This window comes from Streptomyces sp. NPDC101490 (assembly GCF_044767145.1).
In the GTDB taxonomy this organism is placed as follows: Bacteria; Actinomycetota; Actinomycetes; order Streptomycetales; family Streptomycetaceae; genus Streptomyces.
Window position 1 is genome coordinate 29808 of sequence record NZ_JBIWNI010000007.1, and the last position, 18818, is coordinate 48625.

At 74.7% G+C, this 18818-nt stretch carries 15 protein-coding genes and 1 pseudogene; 10 read left to right on the top strand and 6 right to left on the bottom strand.

Going from position 1 to position 18818, the window contains the following annotated elements; genetic code table 11:
- Positions 1-16: 16 nt before the first annotated feature.
- From ACIRQY_RS16440 to ACIRQY_RS16455, 4 genes are all read right to left on the bottom strand, one after another.
- The gene (locus ACIRQY_RS16440; RefSeq protein WP_351783986.1) at positions 17-499 is read right to left on the bottom strand and encodes an NUDIX domain-containing protein; all 483 of its coding nucleotides are present in this window, start codon (positions 497-499) and stop codon (positions 17-19) included.
- A gap of 43 nt (positions 500-542) precedes the next feature.
- Entirely contained in the window at positions 543-2144 is a 1602-nt protein-coding gene (gene lnt / locus ACIRQY_RS16445; RefSeq protein WP_403925993.1) for an apolipoprotein N-acyltransferase, read from the bottom strand.
- 481 nt (positions 2145-2625) lie between these two features.
- Positions 2626-3183: a hypothetical protein gene (locus ACIRQY_RS16450; RefSeq protein ID WP_351783982.1), complete on the bottom strand. Its 558-nt coding sequence runs from the start codon at positions 3181-3183 to the stop codon at positions 2626-2628.
- A gap of 82 nt (positions 3184-3265) precedes the next feature.
- Positions 3266-4060, bottom strand: a complete 795-nt coding sequence (locus ACIRQY_RS16455; RefSeq protein ID WP_403925996.1) for a glutamate racemase — start codon at positions 4058-4060, stop codon at positions 3266-3268.
- A 58-nt stretch (positions 4061-4118) separates the two neighbouring features.
- On the opposite strand from ACIRQY_RS16455, the gene ACIRQY_RS16460 reads away from it, so the two are divergent.
- The 5 genes from ACIRQY_RS16460 (at position 4119) to ACIRQY_RS16480 (ending at position 11175) form a co-directional block, all read left to right on the top strand.
- The gene (locus ACIRQY_RS16460; protein WP_403925999.1) at positions 4119-5312 is read left to right on the top strand and encodes a glycosyltransferase; all 1194 of its coding nucleotides are present in this window, start codon (positions 4119-4121) and stop codon (positions 5310-5312) included.
- 780 nt (positions 5313-6092) lie between these two features.
- Positions 6093-6623: a DUF6643 family protein gene (locus ACIRQY_RS16465; RefSeq protein WP_403926002.1), complete on the top strand. Its 531-nt coding sequence runs from the start codon at positions 6093-6095 to the stop codon at positions 6621-6623.
- Positions 6624-6675: 52 nt separating this feature from the next.
- On the top strand, positions 6676-7500 hold the full coding sequence (locus tag ACIRQY_RS16470; protein WP_403926005.1) for an MOSC domain-containing protein: 825 nt from the start codon (positions 6676-6678) through the stop codon (positions 7498-7500).
- 162 nt (positions 7501-7662) lie between these two features.
- Complete coding sequence (locus tag ACIRQY_RS16475) at positions 7663-8271, top strand: hypothetical protein (protein WP_351783972.1); 609 nt, start codon at positions 7663-7665, stop codon at positions 8269-8271.
- 474 nt (positions 8272-8745) lie between these two features.
- Positions 8746-11175 (top strand): right-handed parallel beta-helix repeat-containing protein, encoded by a 2430-nt coding sequence (locus ACIRQY_RS16480; RefSeq protein ID WP_403926008.1) that lies wholly within the window; start codon positions 8746-8748, stop codon positions 11173-11175.
- 43 nt (positions 11176-11218) lie between these two features.
- On the opposite strand, the gene ACIRQY_RS16485 is transcribed toward ACIRQY_RS16480, so the two are convergent.
- A complete protein-coding gene (locus ACIRQY_RS16485) occupies positions 11219-13834 on the bottom strand; it encodes a hypothetical protein (protein ID WP_403926011.1) in 2616 nt (871 codons plus the stop codon).
- A 144-nt stretch (positions 13835-13978) separates the two neighbouring features.
- Here ACIRQY_RS16485 and ACIRQY_RS16490 point away from each other — a divergent pair, with 144 nt between their 5' ends.
- From ACIRQY_RS16490 to ACIRQY_RS16500, 3 genes are all read left to right on the top strand, one after another.
- Positions 13979-14806: a DeoR/GlpR family DNA-binding transcription regulator gene (locus ACIRQY_RS16490; protein ID WP_403926014.1), complete on the top strand. Its 828-nt coding sequence runs from the start codon at positions 13979-13981 to the stop codon at positions 14804-14806.
- A gap of 100 nt (positions 14807-14906) precedes the next feature.
- Entirely contained in the window at positions 14907-15347 is a 441-nt protein-coding gene (locus tag ACIRQY_RS16495; protein WP_403926017.1) for an SRPBCC family protein, read from the top strand.
- Positions 15348-15569: 222 nt separating this feature from the next.
- Positions 15570-16070 carry an SRPBCC family protein gene (locus tag ACIRQY_RS16500; RefSeq protein ID WP_403926019.1) on the top strand — a complete coding sequence of 167 codons (501 nt, stop codon included), beginning with the start codon at positions 15570-15572 and terminating at the stop codon, positions 16068-16070.
- Here ACIRQY_RS16500 and ACIRQY_RS16505 read toward each other — a convergent pair.
- Positions 16030-17169, bottom strand: coding sequence for a PLP-dependent cysteine synthase family protein (locus ACIRQY_RS16505; protein WP_351783962.1), 1140 nt, complete (start codon positions 17167-17169; stop codon positions 16030-16032). The two genes, ACIRQY_RS16500 and ACIRQY_RS16505, sit on opposite strands and share 41 nt — an antisense overlap.
- 184 nt (positions 17170-17353) lie before the next feature.
- On the opposite strand from ACIRQY_RS16505, the gene ACIRQY_RS16510 reads away from it, so the two are divergent.
- Positions 17354-17701 (top strand): hypothetical protein, encoded by a 348-nt coding sequence (locus ACIRQY_RS16510; protein WP_403926023.1) that lies wholly within the window; start codon positions 17354-17356, stop codon positions 17699-17701.
- Positions 17702-17940: 239 nt separating this feature from the next.
- Positions 17941-18495: pseudogene (locus tag ACIRQY_RS16515) on the top strand (ATP-binding protein); the annotation flags it as partial.
- Between the last annotated feature and the right edge of the window lie 323 nt (positions 18496-18818).

Consider the following 18818-nt stretch of genomic DNA (forward strand, 5'->3'; position numbering starts at 1 on the left):
GTGCCGGAGACATAGTTCAGTCGGTTGCCGTGGTGCGGAACCATGCGGGTTCATCGGCCAGGGCCTTCTCGATCCGCAGATGGGAGAAGCGTTTCATCTCCGGCAGGTCGTCCAGTTCGAACCATCCGACCTCGGTCGACTCGTCGTCGTTGACGCGCGCCTCGCCGCCCACCGCACGGCAGCGGAAGGCCACGTCCATGAACTGGCAGCGGTCGCCGTTGGGGTAGACGACGGGCTTGCGCAGGGTCTCGACGAGCACGATCCGTTCGACCTCGCAGTGGACCGCCGTCTCCTCGTACACCTCGCGGACCACGCAGTCGGCGGGCTGCTCACCGGGTTCGACGATGCCGCCGACGACCGCCCAGCGTCCGTCGTCGGACCGGCGGCCGAGCAGCACCCGGCCCCGGTCGTCGAAGACGACGGCGCTCACCCCCGGCAGGAAGAGCAGCTGATGGCCCGCGGTCTCGCGCAGGGCCTGGATGAAGTCCGGTGTGGCCATGGGTCCGACCCTAGATCATCTACGGTGCCGGGCCGAAGCCGCGTCAGGAGGTGGAGCCGGACCTGCGGGCCCGTACGGAACGGAGGACGGACCAGCCGAGTCCGGCGGCGGCGAGCGCCACGAGGAGCGCCTCGGGCAGGGTTCCCATCCGGGTCGCCGGGGTCAGCGAGGAACGCAGCGGCACCTTCTCGACGAGGACGTCGGGGGTGAACATCTTCGTCTCGGCGACGATCTCGCCGTCGGGGCGGATGATCGCGCTGACCCCGCTGGTGACGGGGACGACGACGGACCGGCTGTGCTCGACCGCCCGGACCCGGGACATCGCCAGCTGCTGGTAGGTCATCTCGCTGCGGCCGAAGGTGGCGTTGTTGCTTGGCACGGTGATCAGCTGGGCGCCGTGGGTGACGGTGTCGCGCACGGCCCAGTCGAAGGCCGCCTCGTAACAGGTGGCGAGGCCGACCTTCGTACCGGCGAGGTCGAACACGCCGACCTTGTCTCCCGGGCCGAAGTCGCGGCGGACCCGGTCGACGTCGCTGTTGAAGATCCGGACGAAGGACCGCATCGGGATGTACTCGCCGAAGGGCTGGACGTGCCGCTTGTCGTAGGTGGCGACCGGGCCGCGCTCCGGGTCCCACTCGATGAGGGTGTTGCGGAGCTTGCCGGTCTCGGGGGCGACGACCGCGCCGATGACGGTGGGGACGCCGATGTCACGGACGGCGCCGTCGATCACCTCGGACGCGTCGGCGTTCGCGTACGGGTCGATGTCCGAGGAGTTCTCGGGCCACAGGACGAAGTCGGGCTGCGGCTCGCGGCCCGCCCTGACGTCGTCGGCGAGTTCATGGGTGCGGGCGACGTGGTTGTCCAGGACGGCGCGGCGCTGGGCGTTGAAGTCGAGGCCGAGGCGGGGCACGTTGCCCTGGACGGCGGCGACGGTGGCGGTGCCGTCCTCGGCCGAGTCGTCCACGAGCGGGAGCGCGGCGAGGGCGCCGGTGACCGGCAGCAGCACCGAGAGCGCCGCGGCGGTGACCGGGCCGCGCGGGAGGGTGCCGGTGGCGCGGCGGGCGCTGATCCTCCGGTACGCCTCGTACAGGCCGAAGCCGCAGAGGGCGACGGCGAAGCCGAGCACGGGGGTGCCGCCCACGGCGGCGAGGGGCAGGAAGATCCCGTCGGCCTGCCCGAAGGCGATCTTGCCCCAGGGGAAGCCGCCGAAGGGCACGCGCGCGCGTGCCGCCTCCGCGAGGATCCACACCCCGGCGGCGAAGAACGGCCACCACGGGAGCCGGGAGACGGCGGCGATGCCGAGTCCGGCGCCCGCGACGAACAGCGCCTCGACACACGCGAGGGCGAGCCAGGGGACGGGGCCGACCTCCTCACCGGTCCAGACGAGGAGCGGCAGCAGGAAGCCGAGCCCGGCGAGGTAGCCGAGGCCGAAACCGGCGCGGAGCCGACGGCCCCGCAGGGTCCAGCCGAGCAGCGCGAAGGCGGGCAGCGCGAGCCACCACAGGGGGCGCGGCGGGAAGCTCAGATAGAGCAGGAACCCGGACAGCAGGGCCGTCCCGGGCCGTACGAGCCGCCGCAGCCGGGAACCCGGCGTGGGCGCGGGGTCGGCTCCGGACGCGTCGACGGGGGTGATCGTGGTGCTCACCCTGCGGAGTCTACGGGGGGCCCCTGTCGGCCCGGCGGCCGGTGGGGCCGGGCCCGGGAACGCTCCGGGCGGAGGCGACCGTCCGGGACCGGGGTGTCCGGGGTACGGGCCGGGCCGGGGTCCCGCCGGAGGCGGCCCGGCCCGTCGCCGGGGCGCGGGAGGAGGGGCGCCCGGAGGGTACGGACAGAGAGAGCGGAAGCGGGTGAACCCGTATGCGGGTGTGGGTGGCCCACGTATACGGACATACGGAGAGGGCGCGCGGGTGGCATCGATTCTCAGCGTCCACGGGCGGGCGGGGGCCTGGCAGAAGGAGGCGCCTTGCGTCCACGGGCAGGAACCCAGGCAGAGGCACGACCGGCGTCCGTGAGCAGGGGCCGGAAGCCGGGGCGGCCTCGCACCCGTACGGCTCCTCCAGCGGTCGGCGGGACCCGGCGTGGGGCGGGGTCCCGGCGTGGGGCGGGTCCCGGTACCGCCCGGCGCGTCAGGCGCCTGTGGGGGCCGGGGGGTGTGCGTCGGCGAGGTGGGCGCGGATGACGCGGACCGCCGATTCGGCGTCGTCGACGGTCACGGTGAACGTCCGTCCGTCGCCGAGGCGCAGGACCAGGCCCTCGCCTCCTCGGACGACGACGGCCGTGCCCTTCTCGGGGCGCCAGCGGTAGCCCCAGCCGCCCCAGTGGCGCGGGGTGACGCTCGGCGCGAAGTCGGCGCCGACGACGTGGGAGAGCAGGATGCGGCGGCGCGGGAGGCCGATGTGGCCGCAGCGGACCTCCATCGCACGGTCGTCGACCTTCACGGCCACATGGACGAAGGCGAGCGTGCCGAAGAGGACGAGGAGTCCGGCGGCGACGCAGCCGATCACCGCCATGAGGAGGGGTGCGACGCCCGAGGTCCAGGGCGATCCGACGGCGAGGGTGACGCCCAGGGCCATGAAGGCGGCGCCCGCCAGGGCGGCGACCCACTGGAAGCGGTTGGTGGCGCGGCCGGTCCAGACGACGGGGCTCCGTTCGTCGGCGCGCGGGTTCCGGGCGGGGTGCCTCATGTCGGAAGCGTACCCACGCCCACCCCGGAGGGCACGCCGGAGCGCCACCGCCCGATCACTCGGAGCGAGGGATTCGGGTGGGTCAGTGGGCGGCGGTCTCGGCCGCGAGGAGGCGGCCCTCCGCGTATCCGAGGGCGGTGGCGGGGAGGGGGCCGGGGCGCCCGCTGAGGAGGACGGAGAGGGTGCCGGTGGGGGCCGCGTCGGGGGCGGCCTCGATCCCGACGCGGCGCAGCGCCTGGGCGGCGACGGCGTCCGCGGAGCCGTGGAAGACGACCGGGGGGAGCCCGTCCCGGCGGCGGGCGGCGAGGGCGGCCAGGATGCGGCCCTCGACGAGTTCGTAGTGGGTGCAGCCGAGGACGACGGCACGGACGTCCCGGGGGGTGAGCGCGGCGGCGGCGGCGACGGCACGGTCGACGGCCTCGGGGTCGGCGTGCTCGACGGCGTCGGCGAGGCCGGGGCAGGGCACCTCGGTGACCTCGGCTCCGTCGGCGAAGTCCCGGATGAGTCCGCGCTGGTAGGTGCTGCCGGTGGTGGCGGGGGTGGCCCAGATGGCGACCTTGCCGCCGTCGGCGGACGCGGGCTTGACCGCCGGCACGGTGCCGATGACGGCGATGTGCGGTTCCAGGACGGCCCGCAGCGCGGGCAGGGCGTGGACGGTGGCGGTGTTGCAGGCCACGATCAGGGCGCTCGGGTCGTGTTCGGCGGCGGCGAGGGCGACGGCCAGGGCGCGGCCCGTGAGGTCCTCGGGGGTGCGCGGACCCCACGGCATCCCGTCGGGGTCGTTGGACAGGAGGAGATCGGCGTCGGGCCGGAGTCGCCGCACCGCGGCCGCTGCCGGGAGGAGGCCGATTCCGGAGTCCATGAGCGCGATCTTCACCCGGTCACCCTAGCCGATGGGCTCCTCATCCCCCTCGTTCTGGGGCAGACTGCCGCGAATGAGCACCCTCGCCTGGTTCGCGCTCGCTTCGCTGCTCGTGTGGGTCTGGCTGCTGTTGGGCCAGGGGTTCTTCTGGCGCACGGACCAGCGGCTGCCGCCGGTGTCCGGGGCACGCGCGCGGGTGGCGGCGGAGGGGTGGCCGCGCGTGGTCGTGATCGTCCCGGCGCGGGACGAGGCCGGGGTGCTGCCGGTGAGCCTGCCGTCGTTGCTGGCGCAGGAGTATCCGGGGGTCGCCGAGGTGATCCTGGTGGACGACGGGAGCACGGACGGTACGGGGGCGCTCGCGGCGGGCTTCGCGGCCCGGTGCGGCGGGCTGCCGCTGACGGTGGTGTCACCGGGCGAGCCGGAGCCGGGCTGGACGGGGAAGCTGTGGGCGCTGCGGCACGGCATGGCGCTCGCACGCGCGCGGGAGCCGGAGTTCCTGCTGCTCACCGACGCGGACATCGCGCACGAGCCGGACAGTCTGCGGCTGCTGGTGTCGGCGGCGGTGGCGAACGAGCTGGATCTGGTGTCGCAGATGGCCCGGTTGCGGGTGACGACCGGATGGGAGCGGCTGGTGGTGCCCGCGTTCGTCTACTTCTTCGCGCAGTTGTATCCGTTCCGCTGGATCAACCGGGTGCGGCGGCCGTGGGCGACGGCGGCGGCGGGCGGCTGTGTGCTGCTGCGGACGGAGACGGCGGTGGCCGCGGGGGTGCCGGAGTCGGTCCGGCAGGCGGTGATCGACGACGTCTCGCTGGCACGGGCGGTACGGCGTTCGGGCGGGCGGATCTGGCTGGGGCTCGCGGAGCGGGTCGACAGTGTGCGTCCGTATCCGGGGCTCGGTGAGCTGTGGCGGATGGTGGCGAGGTGCGCGTACGCGCAGCTGCGGCACAGTCCGGTGCTGCTGCTGGGGACGGTGGCGGGACTCGTCCTGGTCTATCTGGTGCCTCCGGTGGCGCTGGCCGGGGGGCTCGCGGGCGGGGACGGGGCGGCGGCGTGGGCGGGTGGTGCGGCGTGGGCGGTGATGGCGGGGACGTACGTGCCGATGCTGCGGTACTACCGGCAGTCGCTGTGGCTGGCGCCGTCGCTGCCGTTCACCGCGTTCCTCTACCTGCTGATGACGGTGGACTCGGCGGTGCGGCACCACCGGGGTGTCGGCGCGGCGTGGAAGGGGCGGACGTACGCGCGGCCGGAGGCGGCGGGGGAACGGTGACCGGAGCCGGGAGGCGGGCTCGGGTGGGCGAGCGGTCCGGGAGGGCCGGCCCGGGGTCCTGGCGGGCGGGGCCGTCGCGGAACCTCGGGCCGGTCACGACCGGGGGCGCGGTGGGCCGCGACAACCGCCGGGGCGGGGTCTGGGCCGCGGTCACCGTACGGAGGGGGCGGGAGTACGGGGCCGGTTGCCACCCGGCAGGAGGCGAAGGGTCCGGCGGCGGCGCGGCGGGAGCGCGGGGCCGATGACCGTCCGGCGCAAGCACCGGGTCGGTCGGTGGCCGTCCGGCGGGAGGCGGGCCAGGTGGCTGTCCGGCGGGAGCGCGGGCCGGGTGACTGCCGGGCTCGAACACGGGGCAGGTGCCCGTCCGGCGGGAGGCGGGCCGGGTGGCCGGACGGCGGACGCACGGGGTCGGCGATCATCCGGAGCGGCGTCACCGGAAAACATTTCCCGACACGGGGAGTAGCCTGATCAATTCGGCGCGTGCACGGTGTCCCGCGCATGCACGGATTTGACTCATGACTATGCCCATGATCGCTTCACCCACCCCTTCCCGGCACCATTTCTTTATGTTTTCTTCATGCCTGGGGGCGCCGGATCGGCCCGGGGGGCCGGACCCACCGGTAACCCCCTCCGAACTCGGCTTTTACACGATCTTGCCGTCGCGCGCCGCCCGTTTTTGTCACGTTCGCTCGGATTGGGGATCGGCCCGCCCACGGAGCCTGGCAAACAACCCTCAAATCAGGCTCCCCAACCGGCACATCGTGGGTTTAACTTAAGGCCATGACCTCCCCCCGCTCCACCTATGGAGGCGGTTACCACACCGCGCCGTCCTTCCCGGACACCCCGATCTACGACTCCCTGGTCGCGGAGCGGGGCACGCCTCAGATCGCCCCGATCAGAGTGCCCGCCGCCTACGACACCGGCAGCAGCTTCCCCACCCCTGGTTCCTATCTGCCGGCGCTCCCCTCCGCGCTGCCCGCCCTCCCGGCCGCACCCTCGCCGCAGCCCTCGTACGGCAACGGCTACGGATACCCGCAGCCCGTACCGCAGATGGCTCCCGTGCCCCTGCAGCACGCCCCGGCCCCGTACATCCCGCAGCAGCAGATGACCCCGCGCGGTCACCAGGGCGCCCCGTACCAGCAGCCGCCCCGGCCCGCCCCGGCCGGCTACGAGGCCATGCGCCCCGCCGGCTACGACGCGATGCGTCCGGCGGGCTACGAGGCGATGCGTCCGGCGGCCCCCCGGCCCGTCCCGGCCCCCGCGCCCTACGAGGACCCGTACAACCGCCCCTACCAGGGCGGGGGTTACTGACCCGCCCTCTGCCGGACGGCGCCGGGACCGGAGCGGCTGGCAGGATGAGGACATGCCGACTCCGCTGCTCCGCTCCGTCCACGTCCACCCGGTGAAGGCCATGCGCGCGCTCTCCCCCGCGGCGGCCGAGGTCCAGCCCTGGGGGCTGGCGGGGGACCGCCGCTGGGCCGTCGTCGACGCCGCGGGGAAGGTCGTGACCCAACGCCGTACCCCCCGGATGGCGTTGGCCACGGCGGAGCCGCTGCCGGGCGGCGGAGTCGTCCTGTCCGCGCCCGGTCACCCGTCGCTGCCGGTCGAGGTGCCGCACCCCTCGGCCACGCTGACGATGGAGATCTTCGACAAGCCCGTGGAGGCGGTGCCCGCCGGTCCGGCGGCGGACGACTGGGTGTCCGCCTTCCTGGAGGGCGCGTTCCGGCTGGTCCACATGGACGCGCCCGAGCACCGGCGCCCGGTGGACCCGGAGTACGCGCTGCCCGGCGAGACCGTCAGCTTCGCCGACGGCTACCCGCTCCTCGTCACCACCACCGGCTCGCTCGACGCCCTCAACTCCCTCGTCGCCGGGGGCGACCACGCCCACGAGGGGCCACTGCCGATGAGCCGCTTCCGGCCGAACCTGGTGGTCGAGGGGACCGCCCCCTGGGCCGAGGACGGCTGGACGCGCCTCACCGTGGGGGAGGTCACCTTCCGGGTCGCCCGGCCCTGCGGGCGCTGTGTCGTCACCACGACGGACCAGCTCACCGCCGAGCGCGGCAAGGAGCCGCTGCGGACCCTCGCCCGGCACCGCAGGCGGGACGGCCGGGCCGTCTTCGGCCAGAACCTCGTCCCCGAGCACACCGGCACCGTCCGGGTCGGCGACGAGGTGAAGATCCTGGACTGACGGTGCCGACCGGCCCGAGCGGGCCCGGCGGGCACAGGACCGGCGGAGGTCCGGCGGACCCGGCCACGGGACGCCCGTCACACTTCCCCGGCCCGACGGGCGGGGAACCCCGCCCCGGGGCACACTCGTTGGAGGACCGGTGAACGACGAGGGGGTGCTGACGTGCGCGCAGCCATCGGCCTCTGGCGCTGGCGGCACAACCCCCTGCGCCGGACCACGGACCTCGTGGAGGCGTGGGTCGCCTTCACGGCGGCGGCCCTGCTCTGTCTGCTGGTGCCGCTGACCGGCTGGGCGGCCGGAGCCTCCGCCAACGCCTCGCTCCAGCGCGCGGTCCGCGCGCAGCACGAGCAGCGGCTGCCGACGACGGCCCGGGTGCTGCGGTCCGCCGACCGGCCCGCGGGCGGTGCCGGGACGGCCGACGCGGCGGGCGAGGAGCGGCTGCGGCGTTCGGTGGTGGCCCGGTGGACCGCACCGGACGGTTCGGTCCGTACGGGCACGGTGACGACGGCCCGGCGCGCTTCCGCGCCCGGCGCGGCCTTCGCGCTGTGGACCGACCGGAGCGGACACCCGGTGGCCGCTCCGATGCGGGCGGGCGCCGCCCGCGCGCACGCGGCCATCGCCGGGCTGACGGCCGCGCTGCTCACGGGGCTGATGGTGGAGACGGTCCGCCGTCTCGCCGTCCGCAGGCTGGTGCTCCTGCGGTACGCGCGCCTGGACCGCGCGTGGGCCGCGGCGGGACCGGACTGGGGACGCACCGGCACGGGCAGCTGAGCGGGGCCGCACCCGGAAGGTACGGGCACGGCGGGCCCGCGCGGCGGCGGACCGCGCGCCGAGGCACGGGGCCGATGGACGGGGCCGATAAACGGACCCGGTGGCCGCGCCGGGCCCTGGGGGCGGGACCTGGATGAGGGGCCCGCGCTCGCGGCCCGCCGGGCGGGCCGGAGGACCCTCGTACGTACCACCGCAGCGGGGCGGCCCCGGGGTGGTCGGTCTTCCGTTCCGTACCGCCCCGGCCGTGCCGCGCGGGGGTGGTGGATCCGTGCTCGTGCCCCGGTGTCCGGGCCTCCGGAGCGCGACCGGGGACGACCGACCGCGACCGCCCCGCGACCGCCCGCGACCGAGCGGGCGCCCGGCCCGCACCGGTGCGCACGTGGGGGCCTCGACCCGTCAACCCGGTGGCCCCGCGCGCGCTACGGTGGGGCATCGGATCACCGGCGAGGCATGAGGCGGGGGCAGGACACACCCATGGCACAGGGCACGGTCCAGGTGACGCACACCGGCACATCGCGGTGGCGGCGCCGCACGGGTGAGTACCCCTCGCTTGCGGCCGCCCTGGAGGCCGCCGGGGACGGGGACGTGCTCACCGTCGCCCCCGGGACCTACCGGGAGAACCTCGTGGTGCTGCGGGCGGTCACCCTGCGCGGCCCCGAGGGCTCGGTCGGCTCGGTGCGGATCGCCCCGCCGGACGGCGTGCCGCTGACGGTCCGCGCCTCCGTGACCGTGCGGGACCTGCACATCGAGGGGCAGGACGTGGCCGCGCCCGCGCTGCTCGTCGAGGACGGCACCCCCGAGCTGCTGGACCTGAGGATCATGACCCGCTCGGCCGCCGGGATCGAGGTGCGGGGCACGGCCAGGCCGACGGTCCGCCGCTGCACGGTCGACAATCCGGCCGGGATCGGCATCGCCGTCCTCGACGGCGCGGGCGGGGTGTTCGAGGAGTGCGAGGTGGTGTCCGCGGGACAGGCGGGGATCTCGGTGCGCGGCGGGGCACACCCCCGGCTCGAACGCTGCCGGGTCCACCACGCCTCCGGCGCCGGGATCGCCGTGACCGGCGAGGGCAGCGGGCTGGAGGGGATCGGCTGCGAGGTGTACGAGATCAAGGGCGCCGGTCTGCAGATCGCGGGCAGGGCCTCCGCGCACTTCACGGACTCCTCGGTGCACCGCACCTCGGCGGACGGCATCACCCTGGACACGGACGCGGTCCTCACACTGTCGGACTGCGACATCCACTCCGTACCGGAGAACGCGGTGGACCTGCGGTCCCGCTCGGTCCTGACGCTGACCCGGTCCACCGTCCGCAGGTTCGGCCGCAACGGCCTCTCCGTGTGGGACCCGGGGACCCGGGTGGACGCCCACCAGTGCGAGATCCACGACAGCACGGGCGACTATCCGGCGGTGTGGGTGAGCGACGGGGCGACCGCCGTCCTGGAGTCCTGCCGGGTGCACGACGTGCCGGACGCGCTGTTCGTCCTCGACCGGGGCTCGCGGGTGGACGTCGTCGACAGCGACCTCTCGCAGGTCCGGAACACGGCGGTGTCGGTGAGCGACGGGGCGACCGCCCAGCTCGACGACTGCCGCATCCGGGAGGCCTCCACGGGCGCCTGGTTCCGGGACCACGGCAGCGGCGGCACCCTCGCCGGCTGCACCATCGACTCGGTGCAGACCGGTGTCATCGTCACCAAGGGCGCCGACCCGACGATCGACCGGTGCACGGTCACCTCGCCCGCCGAGGCCGGTTTCTACGTGTCGGCGGAAGGCCGGGGCACCTTCACCGGCTGCCGGGTGACGGGCAGCGAAGGGTACGGCTTCCACGTCACCGACGGCTGCCGGACGACCCTGCGCAAGTGCCGTACGGAACGCTGCGCGCGCGGCGGCTACGAGTTCCCGGAGGAGGGCGCGAGCGCGGAGGACTGCACCAGCGACGAGAGCGCGGTCCGCTCCTCCGTGCCCGACGGCGGGACGGTCCTCGCCCTGTCGGGCGGGGTGCTCGGCGCACTGCCGGTCGGTCCGCCGGGAACGGTGCCGGTGCCGCGCGCCACCCCCGCCGCGCCGCCCCCCGCCGCGCCCGTGCCGGTCCCCCCGGCGCGTTCCTCGCAGGACGTCCTCGGGGAACTGGACGGTCTCGTGGGTCTGGAGAGCGTCAAGCTGGAGGTGCGGACGCTCACCAACATGATCGAGGTGGGCCGCAGGCGGCAGGAGGCGGGCCTGAAGGCGGCCTCGGTCCGCAGGCACCTCGTCTTCACCGGCAACCCGGGTACGGGCAAGACGACGGTGGCCCGGCTGTACGGGGAGATCCTGGCCTCGCTCGGGGTGCTGGAGCGCGGGCACCTGGTGGAGGTGTCCCGGGTGGACCTGGTCGGCGAGCACATCGGGTCGACCGCGATCCGCACCCAGGAGGCCTTCGACCGGGCGCGGGGCGGGGTGCTGTTCGTCGACGAGGCGTACGCCCTGTCGCCGGAGGACTCGGGCCGGGACTTCGGCCGGGAGGCGATCGACACCCTGGTGAAGCTGATGGAGGACCACCGGGACGCGGTGGTCGTCATCGTCGCCGGGTACACGACGGAGATGGAACGCTTCCTGACGGTCAACCCCGGTGTCGCCTCGCGTTTCTCCCGGACCATCTCGTTCGGCGACTACGCGCCGGGGGAACTCCTGCGGATCGTGGGGCAGCAGGCCGACGAGCACGAGTACCGGCTCGCGCCCGGCACCGACCGGGCGCTGCTCGCGTACTTCACCAGGCTGCCGAAGGGCCCGGCGTTCGGCAACGGGCGCACCGCCCGCCAGACCTTCGAGTCGATGGTGGAGCGGCACGCGGGCCGGGTCGCCGAGCTGGCCGAGACCAGCACGGACGACCTGACCCTGCTCTACCCGGACGACCTGCCGGAACTGCCCTGACCCCGTTCCGGCCGTACGGCCTCCCGGGATGTCCTGGTCGGGTCTATCCGGACGCCCTGCCGGAACTGTCCTGGTCCGAGGGTTCGTGGTCGCCCCGCTGGCGGGGCAGCGCGGGCGGCAGCCGGTCGAGGAGGCCGGTGCGCCGCCGGGCGAACGCCGGGTCGGCCTGGTAGTCGGAGTGCCCCAGGATGGGCTCGGGCAGCGGATGCGCGCGGGTCCTGCCGTAGACGACGGGGTCGAGCAGGACCTTCGCGTCGACGACGGGCCTGCCGTCGTCCTCGGGGACCCTGACGGGTCCGCCGATGGGGTCGGTGGCCCGGTAGAGGTTGGTCCAGCAGTGGACCGTGCGGTTCAGGGCGCGCAGCGCCTCGGGGCCGAAGTAGGCGGGGAACCAGCGGCCGTAGAGCCGCTCCAGGGGTGAGCCGTAGGTGAGGAGCGCGACCCGGCGGCGGGTGGCGGGCCGTAGCTGCCAGACGGCGGCGGCCGCCAGGACGCTGCCCTGGGAGTGGCCGGAGATGACCAGTCGGCCGCCGGTGGCGCGGGTCCAGGAGCTCATCCGCCACGTGAGGTCGGGGACGGCCCGCTCGGCGTAGCAGGGCGGGGCGAACGGGTGGGCCGCGCGGGGCCAGAAGGTGCCGACGTCCCAGAGGATGCCGATGGTCCGGCGGGCGGAGGCGTCCTTGTAGGCGCGGCGGCCCCAGGTGACGAAGAACAGGAAGCCGAAGCCGATCATCCAGGAGCCGAGGGCCTGGGTGGCGGAGGCGAGGGAGGTGGCGGCCGGGTGGCCGCCGTCGAAGGCGCGTCCGGGGACGTTGCCGCTGGCCCAGGCGCCCACGACGGAGCAGGCGCCGAGGAGGAGGGTCGCGCCGGAGACGACGCCGATGAGGAGGGGCGCGGAGTCGGTGAGCGCGGCCCGTGCCCGGTCGGCCGCGATCTGCCCGGTGCGGACCGGGTCGTGCTCGTCGGCGGGGTAGTCGGCGTCGACGGCGGCGCGCAGCCGCCGGGCCGCGAGCACGGTCCGGACGGCGAGCAGGACGGCGGGCACGAGCAGCAGCAGGATCAGGACCGGGATCACGGAGGCCTGCCAGCTGAGCAGGACGGGTGGCGTTATCCGGGGGCCGGAGTCGCCCATGCCGGGGGTGGCTGGTCCGTCGAGCCAGTCGGCGACCCGCTGGGCCACTCCCCCGGACATGACGCCGCCGAGGGCGCAGGCGAGCATGGCGACGGCGGGCCCGCCGAGTCCGCGCAGGGCGGTGCGGGGGTCGCGGCGGGGCCGCTGGAGGAGCAGGGCGACGATGCCGAGGGCGACGACGAGGACGCCCTGGGCGACGGTGAGGCCGCCGAACACGGCGTCGCCGGGGAGGGTTCCCGACGAGGTCCAGCCGGGGCGGGTCCAGGAGGCGTAGAGGGCGGTCAGCAGGAGCAGGGCGAGGGAGGCGGCGGGCAGCCAGGAGACGAGGGTCTTCTCCAGGCGCAGGTCGAGACGGCGCTCGCTGCGGCCACGGCGGCACACCACCCAGAGGACGATCCCGGCGAGGACGGCGACGGCGGTCTGGAGGAGCCGGCCGAGGAGGTCCCCGGCGCCCGGCAGGCCGGTGTCGTGCCGGACGGCGGGTGTGACGACGGCGGCGGCGACGGTGAGGAACCCGGCGGCGGTGTGGGCGGCGCGGAGCCGGGCGACGAGCCTGCGGCCGTACCAGAAGCCGGGGCGGCCGAGGGCGGCGCGCAGTTCGGCGGGCGGGGCGGTGGGCGGGGCCCCGTCCACGCTTCCGGACGCCCGTCCGGACCCGCTTCCGGACACGCCGCTTCCGGCCGGGCCCGCGAAGGTGCTCCCGGCGGTCCCCCCGGACGGGTGTCCGGACGGGTGTCCGGCGGTTTCCCCCGATCTGCTCCCGGTGCCCTTCCCGGCCGCCGTTCCCCTGGTCGCCGTCGCCCCGGTCGGTGTCGTCCCGCCGTCCGTGTGTCCTTCGGCGGGCGGTGTGCCGGGGTCTCCCGGGCCGCTCGGCACGGGGGTGGCCGGCGCGTCGAAGCCGGCGGGTGGCCGCTGGGCCTCGTACGCGCTCCACGTCCGGTTCGACAGGTACCAGAGCAGGCCGACGAGCAGCGTCGGCACCAGGGCGGCGAGGGCGAGGCGGCGGCCCGGGAGCGACCACCAGCCGCCGCGCCCGGCGGAGAGGAACCCGAGCCAGGAGTACCCGTCCGCGCAGGAGCCGCCCGCGCACTGCCAGGCCGTCAGGTCGAGCGCGACCTCGCAGGCGGCGGCGGTGAGCAGCACGGTGAGGCTGAGGGCGACGAGCCGGACGAGCACGCCGTACAGCCGGACGAGGCCCGCGCGGTCCCGGGCGGGCGGGCGCATCCAGTGCGCGAGGTTGGCGACCATGAAGGGCAGAAGCAGCAGCCACAGGGCGCGGGCCCCGTCGCCGGAGGTGAGGTTGGACCAGACGTACGCCTCCCGGACGGGTCCGGTCGCGTACCGCTCGGGGTGCTCCTCTGCGTCGAGGTCGTCGGCGCGGCGGTACACGGCGGCGGTCCGGTCGCCGGTGACCCGGACGGTCCGGGGGTCGTCCAGCATGTCCTGGGGGGTGGTTCCGCCGACTCCGTGCACCAGGAGTTCAAGTGCCGGGCCCTCGCTCTCCGGGGCGGGTGTGGCAGGGGGCACGGGGGCGGCTTCCTCTCGGGGTGGGAAGATGCGACGTCGGCGACAGCTCGGCAACAGGATCGCGGAAGGGCACGCGGCGACGCGCCGTCCTCACCGAATCCGACGTTCATCCCCTTGTCTTCTGCGGAAGGAACGGCCCCGGCGGTGACTGACAACCAGAACCTCCTCGCGGAGCAGCGGCGCGCCCTGATCCTCGACGAGGTCCGGCGGCGCGGCGGTGTGCGGGTCAACGAGCTGACCCGTCGGCTGAACGTCTCGGACATGACGATCCGCCGCGACCTGGACGCGCTGGCCCGGCAGGGCATGCTGGCGAAGGTGCACGGCGGGGCCGTCCCGGTGGCCGAACCCAGCGCCCACGAGCCGGGGTTCGAGGCCAAGTCGGTGCTCGAACCGAGCGCCAAGGACGAGATCGCCCGTGCGGCGGCGGCGCTGGTCGCGCCGGGCACCGCCATCGCGCTGTCCGGCGGGACGACGACGTACGCCCTCGCCCGGCATCTGCTCGACGTGCCGGAGCTGACCGTGGTGACGAACTCGGTGCGGGTCGCGGACGTGTTCCACGAGGCGCGGCCCGGGAGCGGCGGGGGCGGGTTTCGGGCGGGCGCGGCGACGGTGGTGCTGACCGGCGGGGTGCGCACGCCGTCCGACGCCCTGGTGGGGCCGGTGGCGGACCGGGCGGTCCGCTCGCTCCATTTCGATCTGCTGTTCCTCGGGGTGCACGGGATCTCGGCGGAGGCGGGGCTCTCCACGCCGAACCTGGCGGAGGCGGAGACCAACCGGTGTCTGATCCGGTCCGCGCGCCGGGTGGTGGTGGTCGCGGACCACACCAAGTGGGGGACGGTGGGCCTGAGTTCGTTCGCCGATCTGGCGGAGGTGGACACCTGGGTGACGGACCGGGGGCTTCCCGGGGGCGTACGGGCCGAGGTCGCCGAGCAGGTGCCGGGGCTCGTGGTGGCGGGCGGGGAACAGCTGTGAGCCCCGCCCTGACGGGACCGTCCGCGGGCGCCTTCCGCGCGGGCCGGACGGGCTCCTTCCGGGCGCGGCCCGTCACGGGCCGTTCCGGGGCGGGACGGTCATGAGCTTCTTCCGGCTGGAGCGGGCGGTGGCGGTGGCGCCCGAGGAGGTCTGGCGGCGGCTCACGGACTGGCCCGCGCACGGCCGCCAGGTGCCGCTGACCCGGACGCGGGTGCTGACGCCGGGGCCGAACCGGACCGGGACGCGGTTCACCGCGCGGACCGGGATCGGCGGGCTGTCCTTCGACGACCCGATGGAGGTCACCCGCTGGGAGCCTCCGGCGGCGGACCGGGCCGGGGCGTGCCGACTGGACAAGTCGGGCCGGGTGGTGCGGGGTTGGGCGCTGATCGAGGTGGCGGGGGCGCCCGGTGGCGGCAGCCGGGTCGTCTGGACGGAGGAGCTGTCGGTGCGCGGAGTGCCCAGGGCCTTCGACCCGGTCCTCGCGCGCGCGGGAAGCCTCCTGTTCGGGCGGGCGCTCGACGGACTGCTGGGGGCGCGGTGAGGAGCCCTTCGGCCCCCTCCACGGGAGAACCCGGCGCCCGGCCTTCCCGGAGACTCCGGCTCCCGCCTCCTCGGGAGGCTCCGCCTCCCGGCTTCCCGGAAGATCCCGCCCCTTGACCTCCAGGGCGGCCCCGGATCTCGCCAACTTCCTTCCGCCGCTGTGTTGTTGACACCAAGTCAGCTACGGTCTCACTTCCGTTTCCGTCCTGGAGAGGTTCGGCCCATGGCACGCCGACTGAGGCCGGTGGAGCTCGACTTCACCGTGTCCGCGCCCGTCCGTCTGGTCTTCTCGGCGGTGCTCGCCGCACCTCCACCGGCCGTGTACCGGTCGCTGGCCGTGGAGGTGGGGAGCCTGCCCTCCTGGTTCACCGCGGTCACCTCCGCCGTTCCGACCGGTGACGGCGCGGGCCGTACCGTGCGGCTGCGCGGCGGTGTCCGCTTCGAGGAGACGATCCTCGCCACGGAGCCCGACGTCCGTTACGCCTACCGGGTGGACGTCACCAACGCGCCCGGTGTGACGGCCATGGCGGAGGAGTGGGCCCTGCGGCCCGAGGGCAGGGGGACCCGGCTGCGCTGGACCATGGCCGCCGACGGGGCGCCGCCGTTCCGGCTGGGACTGCGGCTCGCCGGGCCGGGCCTGGCGCTGTCCTTCCGGGGCGCCGCGCGCCGCCTCGACCGGCGGCTCACTCCGGCCAGGCCCCCGTCGCCAGGAACCGGCCGATGACGGCGGTGTACGGGGCGATGTCGAGGCCCTGGGCGGCCAGCCAGTCGTCGGAGTAGTACTTGTCGAGGTAGCGGTCGCCCGGGTCACAGAGGAGCGTCACGACGCTGCCGGTCCGCTCCTCGGCCACCATCTCGGCGACGATCTTGAAGGCGCTCCACAGGCCGGTGCCGGTGGAGCCGCCCGCCTTGCGGCCGATGGCGTCCTCCAGGGCCCGGACGGCGGCGACGCTCGCCGCGTCGGGCACCTTCATCATGCGGTCGACGGCCCCGGGCACGAAGCTGGGTTCCATCCGGGGGCGCCCGATGCCCTCGATGCGCGAACCGCAGTCGGCGGTCGCGTGCGGGTCGTGGTGCGTCCAGCCGTCGAAGAAACAGGAGTTCTCCGGGTCGGCGACGCAGATGCGGGTGTCGTGCTGCATGTAGTGGACGTAGCGGGCGATGGTGGCCGAGGTGCCGCCGGTGCCCGCGGTGGCGACGATCCAGGTGGGTTCCGGATACCGCTCCAGCCTCAGCTGCTGGTACATCGACTCGGCGATGTTGTTGTTGCCGCGCCAGTCGGTGGCCCGCTCCGCGTAGGTGAACTGGTCCATGTAGTGGCCGCCGGTCCGCTCGGCGAGCGCCGCGGACTCCTCGTAGATCGTGCGGGAGTCGTCGACGAAGTGGCACTGTCCGCCGTGGAATTCGATGAGGCGGCACTTCTCGGGGCTCGTGGTGCGCGGCATGACGGCGATGAAGGGCACGCCAATGAGCTTCGCGAAGTACGCCTCCGAGACGGCGGTCGAGCCGCTGGACGCCTCGATGACGGGCTTGCCGGGCCGCACCCAGCCGTTGCACAGGCCGTACAGGAACAGCGAACGGGCGAGACGGTGCTTGAGGCTGCCGGTGGGGTGCGTCGACTCGTCCTTGAGGTAGAGGTCGATGCCCCACTTCTCGGGGAGGGGGAAGCGCAGCAGGTGCGTGTCGGCGGACCGGTTGGCGTCCGCCTGGACCTTGCGGACGGCTTCCTTGAGCCAGGCGCGGTACGCGAGGTCGCTGCGGTCGACGTCGACGGTCAGCGTGGTGGCCGGTCCGTCCTGAAGGCTCTTCTCCGTGGTGCTCATCGGTGCCTCTCCTCGTTCGGCTCCCCCGTTTCCCCCGGGGCGCCCCACCGCCGACGATACCGCTCCCACCTGGGCAAACGTTTCCTTTGACTCCCCATAGGCATGACTTGCGGAGGGCCACTGGTGCGGGCGCCGGAGGCCCGGCACACTGGGAGTGACAACGGGCAAGAGGGGTGGGATCGGCATGTCGAAACCCGAGTTCAGTGCCAGGGGCGTGGGCATCGTCCGCTGGCCGAGGTCGCTGACGCGTGCGGGCGAGGTGCGGATCGAGGACGGCCGCCTCGCCCTGCTCACCAGTTACGGCAGCGAGATCGACAGCGCGCCCGTGGGCGCGGTCCGGGCGGGACGCCCGTGGTTCGCGAAGCCCGACGAGGCGGTGGCGACCGTGAACGGCACCCGGTACCGCCTCAGACTGCACCGGGAGGAGCGGACCGATCCCGGCGACGCCACCGGGGAGGGTGACGACGGGGGCCGGACGACGGGGCGGTTCCTGGCCGCGCTGAAGCGGGCGGCGGGACGGCGCTCGGGCTGAGACGACGGGCGGCGGGACGGCGCTCGGGCCGAGACGACACGGAGCCGGTTCGTCCGGCGGCCGGAAGCCGATGCCCGCCGGTCGCCGTGAGTTGCGGGACGGTCACCACTGGCTCAGGCTGGAACCACCTCACCGAGGGTTTATCGGTGGTGACGGCGCGTTCCCGCCGTCACCCTGCTGTACCGCATGAGAGATCGGAATCTTCGTCTTCTTCCGGACCACTTCGGGGAGTCGCAGCCGTGATCAGCGAGCCGAGCAGGTACTACGCGGTGGAGCTCCATGCCCTGCCGTCGCGGATCGGACAGGTCCGCAGAATTGTCTCCGCGCATCTGCGCCACTGGCATCTGGACGCCCTGGTCGATCCCGCCGTCCTGGGCGTCACCGAACTCCTGACCAATGTGCACCGGCACGCCCGGCCGGACAAACGGTGCACCGTCGAGGTCGAGCTGCTGCTCGACCGGCTCACGGTCTCCGTCCGGGACCACGACCCCCGTATGCCGGAGGCGGGCGACCGGGACCCGCTGGACGCCTACGACGAGCTGGCCACCTCCGGGCGCGGCCTCGCCATCGTCCGCGCGGTCAGCGAGAGTTGGGGCGTCCGTCCCTGTGGGACCGGGGGGAAGGTCGTCTGGTTCACCCTGGCGGCGCAACCGGACCCGCACGACACGGTCGAGCGCTGCCGCGAGGTGGTGTTCGGGGCCGTGGCCGAGAGCCTCGCGTCGGCGTACGGAACGGTCCCCGCCGTACCGGTGGGGGCATCGGTCGCACCGGGACCCGTGTCGGCACCGGCGGTGGCCCGGGTGGGGGCCGTGGACTCCGTGAGGGCGGCGGGCTCCGTGCATGCCCTGGGTCCCGTGAGGACGGCGGGTCCCGCGACGACCGTGGGCGGGGTGATGGCCGTGGTGCCGGTGATGGCCCTGGGTCCGGCGGCCCACCGGAGGGAGCGGCCAGCCCGCCCCGCCCGTCCCGCCCGACCGGTCCTCGCGGGCCGGACGGGCTGAGCGAGCGCGACGGGCTGAGCGGACGGGGCGTTCCGGACGTTCCCGCCCGGAGCGGAGGGCCGGAGCAGCCCCGAGGCCACGCCGACCCGTGGGTCACGCCGACCCGTGGGTCACCC

Bases quoted from the DNA above. Each gene is read 5' to 3' on its own strand.
- ACIRQY_RS16440 (WP_351783986.1), bottom strand. From the start codon at position 499: ATGGCCACACCGGACTTCATCCAGGCCCTGCGCGAGACCGCGGGCCAT.
- ACIRQY_RS16450 (WP_351783982.1), bottom strand. From the start codon at position 3,183: ATGAGGCACCCCGCCCGGAACCCGCGCGCCGACGAACGGAGCCCCGTC.
- ACIRQY_RS16460 (WP_403925999.1), top strand. From the start codon at position 4,119: ATGAGCACCCTCGCCTGGTTCGCGCTCGCTTCGCTGCTCGTGTGGGTC.
- ACIRQY_RS16465 (WP_403926002.1), top strand. From the start codon at position 6,093: ATGACCTCCCCCCGCTCCACCTATGGAGGCGGTTACCACACCGCGCCG.
- ACIRQY_RS16470 (WP_403926005.1), top strand. From the start codon at position 6,676: ATGCCGACTCCGCTGCTCCGCTCCGTCCACGTCCACCCGGTGAAGGCC.
- ACIRQY_RS16480 (WP_403926008.1), top strand. From the start codon at position 8,746: ATGGCACAGGGCACGGTCCAGGTGACGCACACCGGCACATCGCGGTGG.
- ACIRQY_RS16495 (WP_403926017.1), top strand. From the start codon at position 14,907: ATGAGCTTCTTCCGGCTGGAGCGGGCGGTGGCGGTGGCGCCCGAGGAG.
- ACIRQY_RS16500 (WP_403926019.1), top strand. From the start codon at position 15,570: ATGGCACGCCGACTGAGGCCGGTGGAGCTCGACTTCACCGTGTCCGCG.
- ACIRQY_RS16505 (WP_351783962.1), bottom strand. From the start codon at position 17,169: ATGAGCACCACGGAGAAGAGCCTTCAGGACGGACCGGCCACCACGCTG.
- ACIRQY_RS16510 (WP_403926023.1), top strand. From the start codon at position 17,354: ATGTCGAAACCCGAGTTCAGTGCCAGGGGCGTGGGCATCGTCCGCTGG.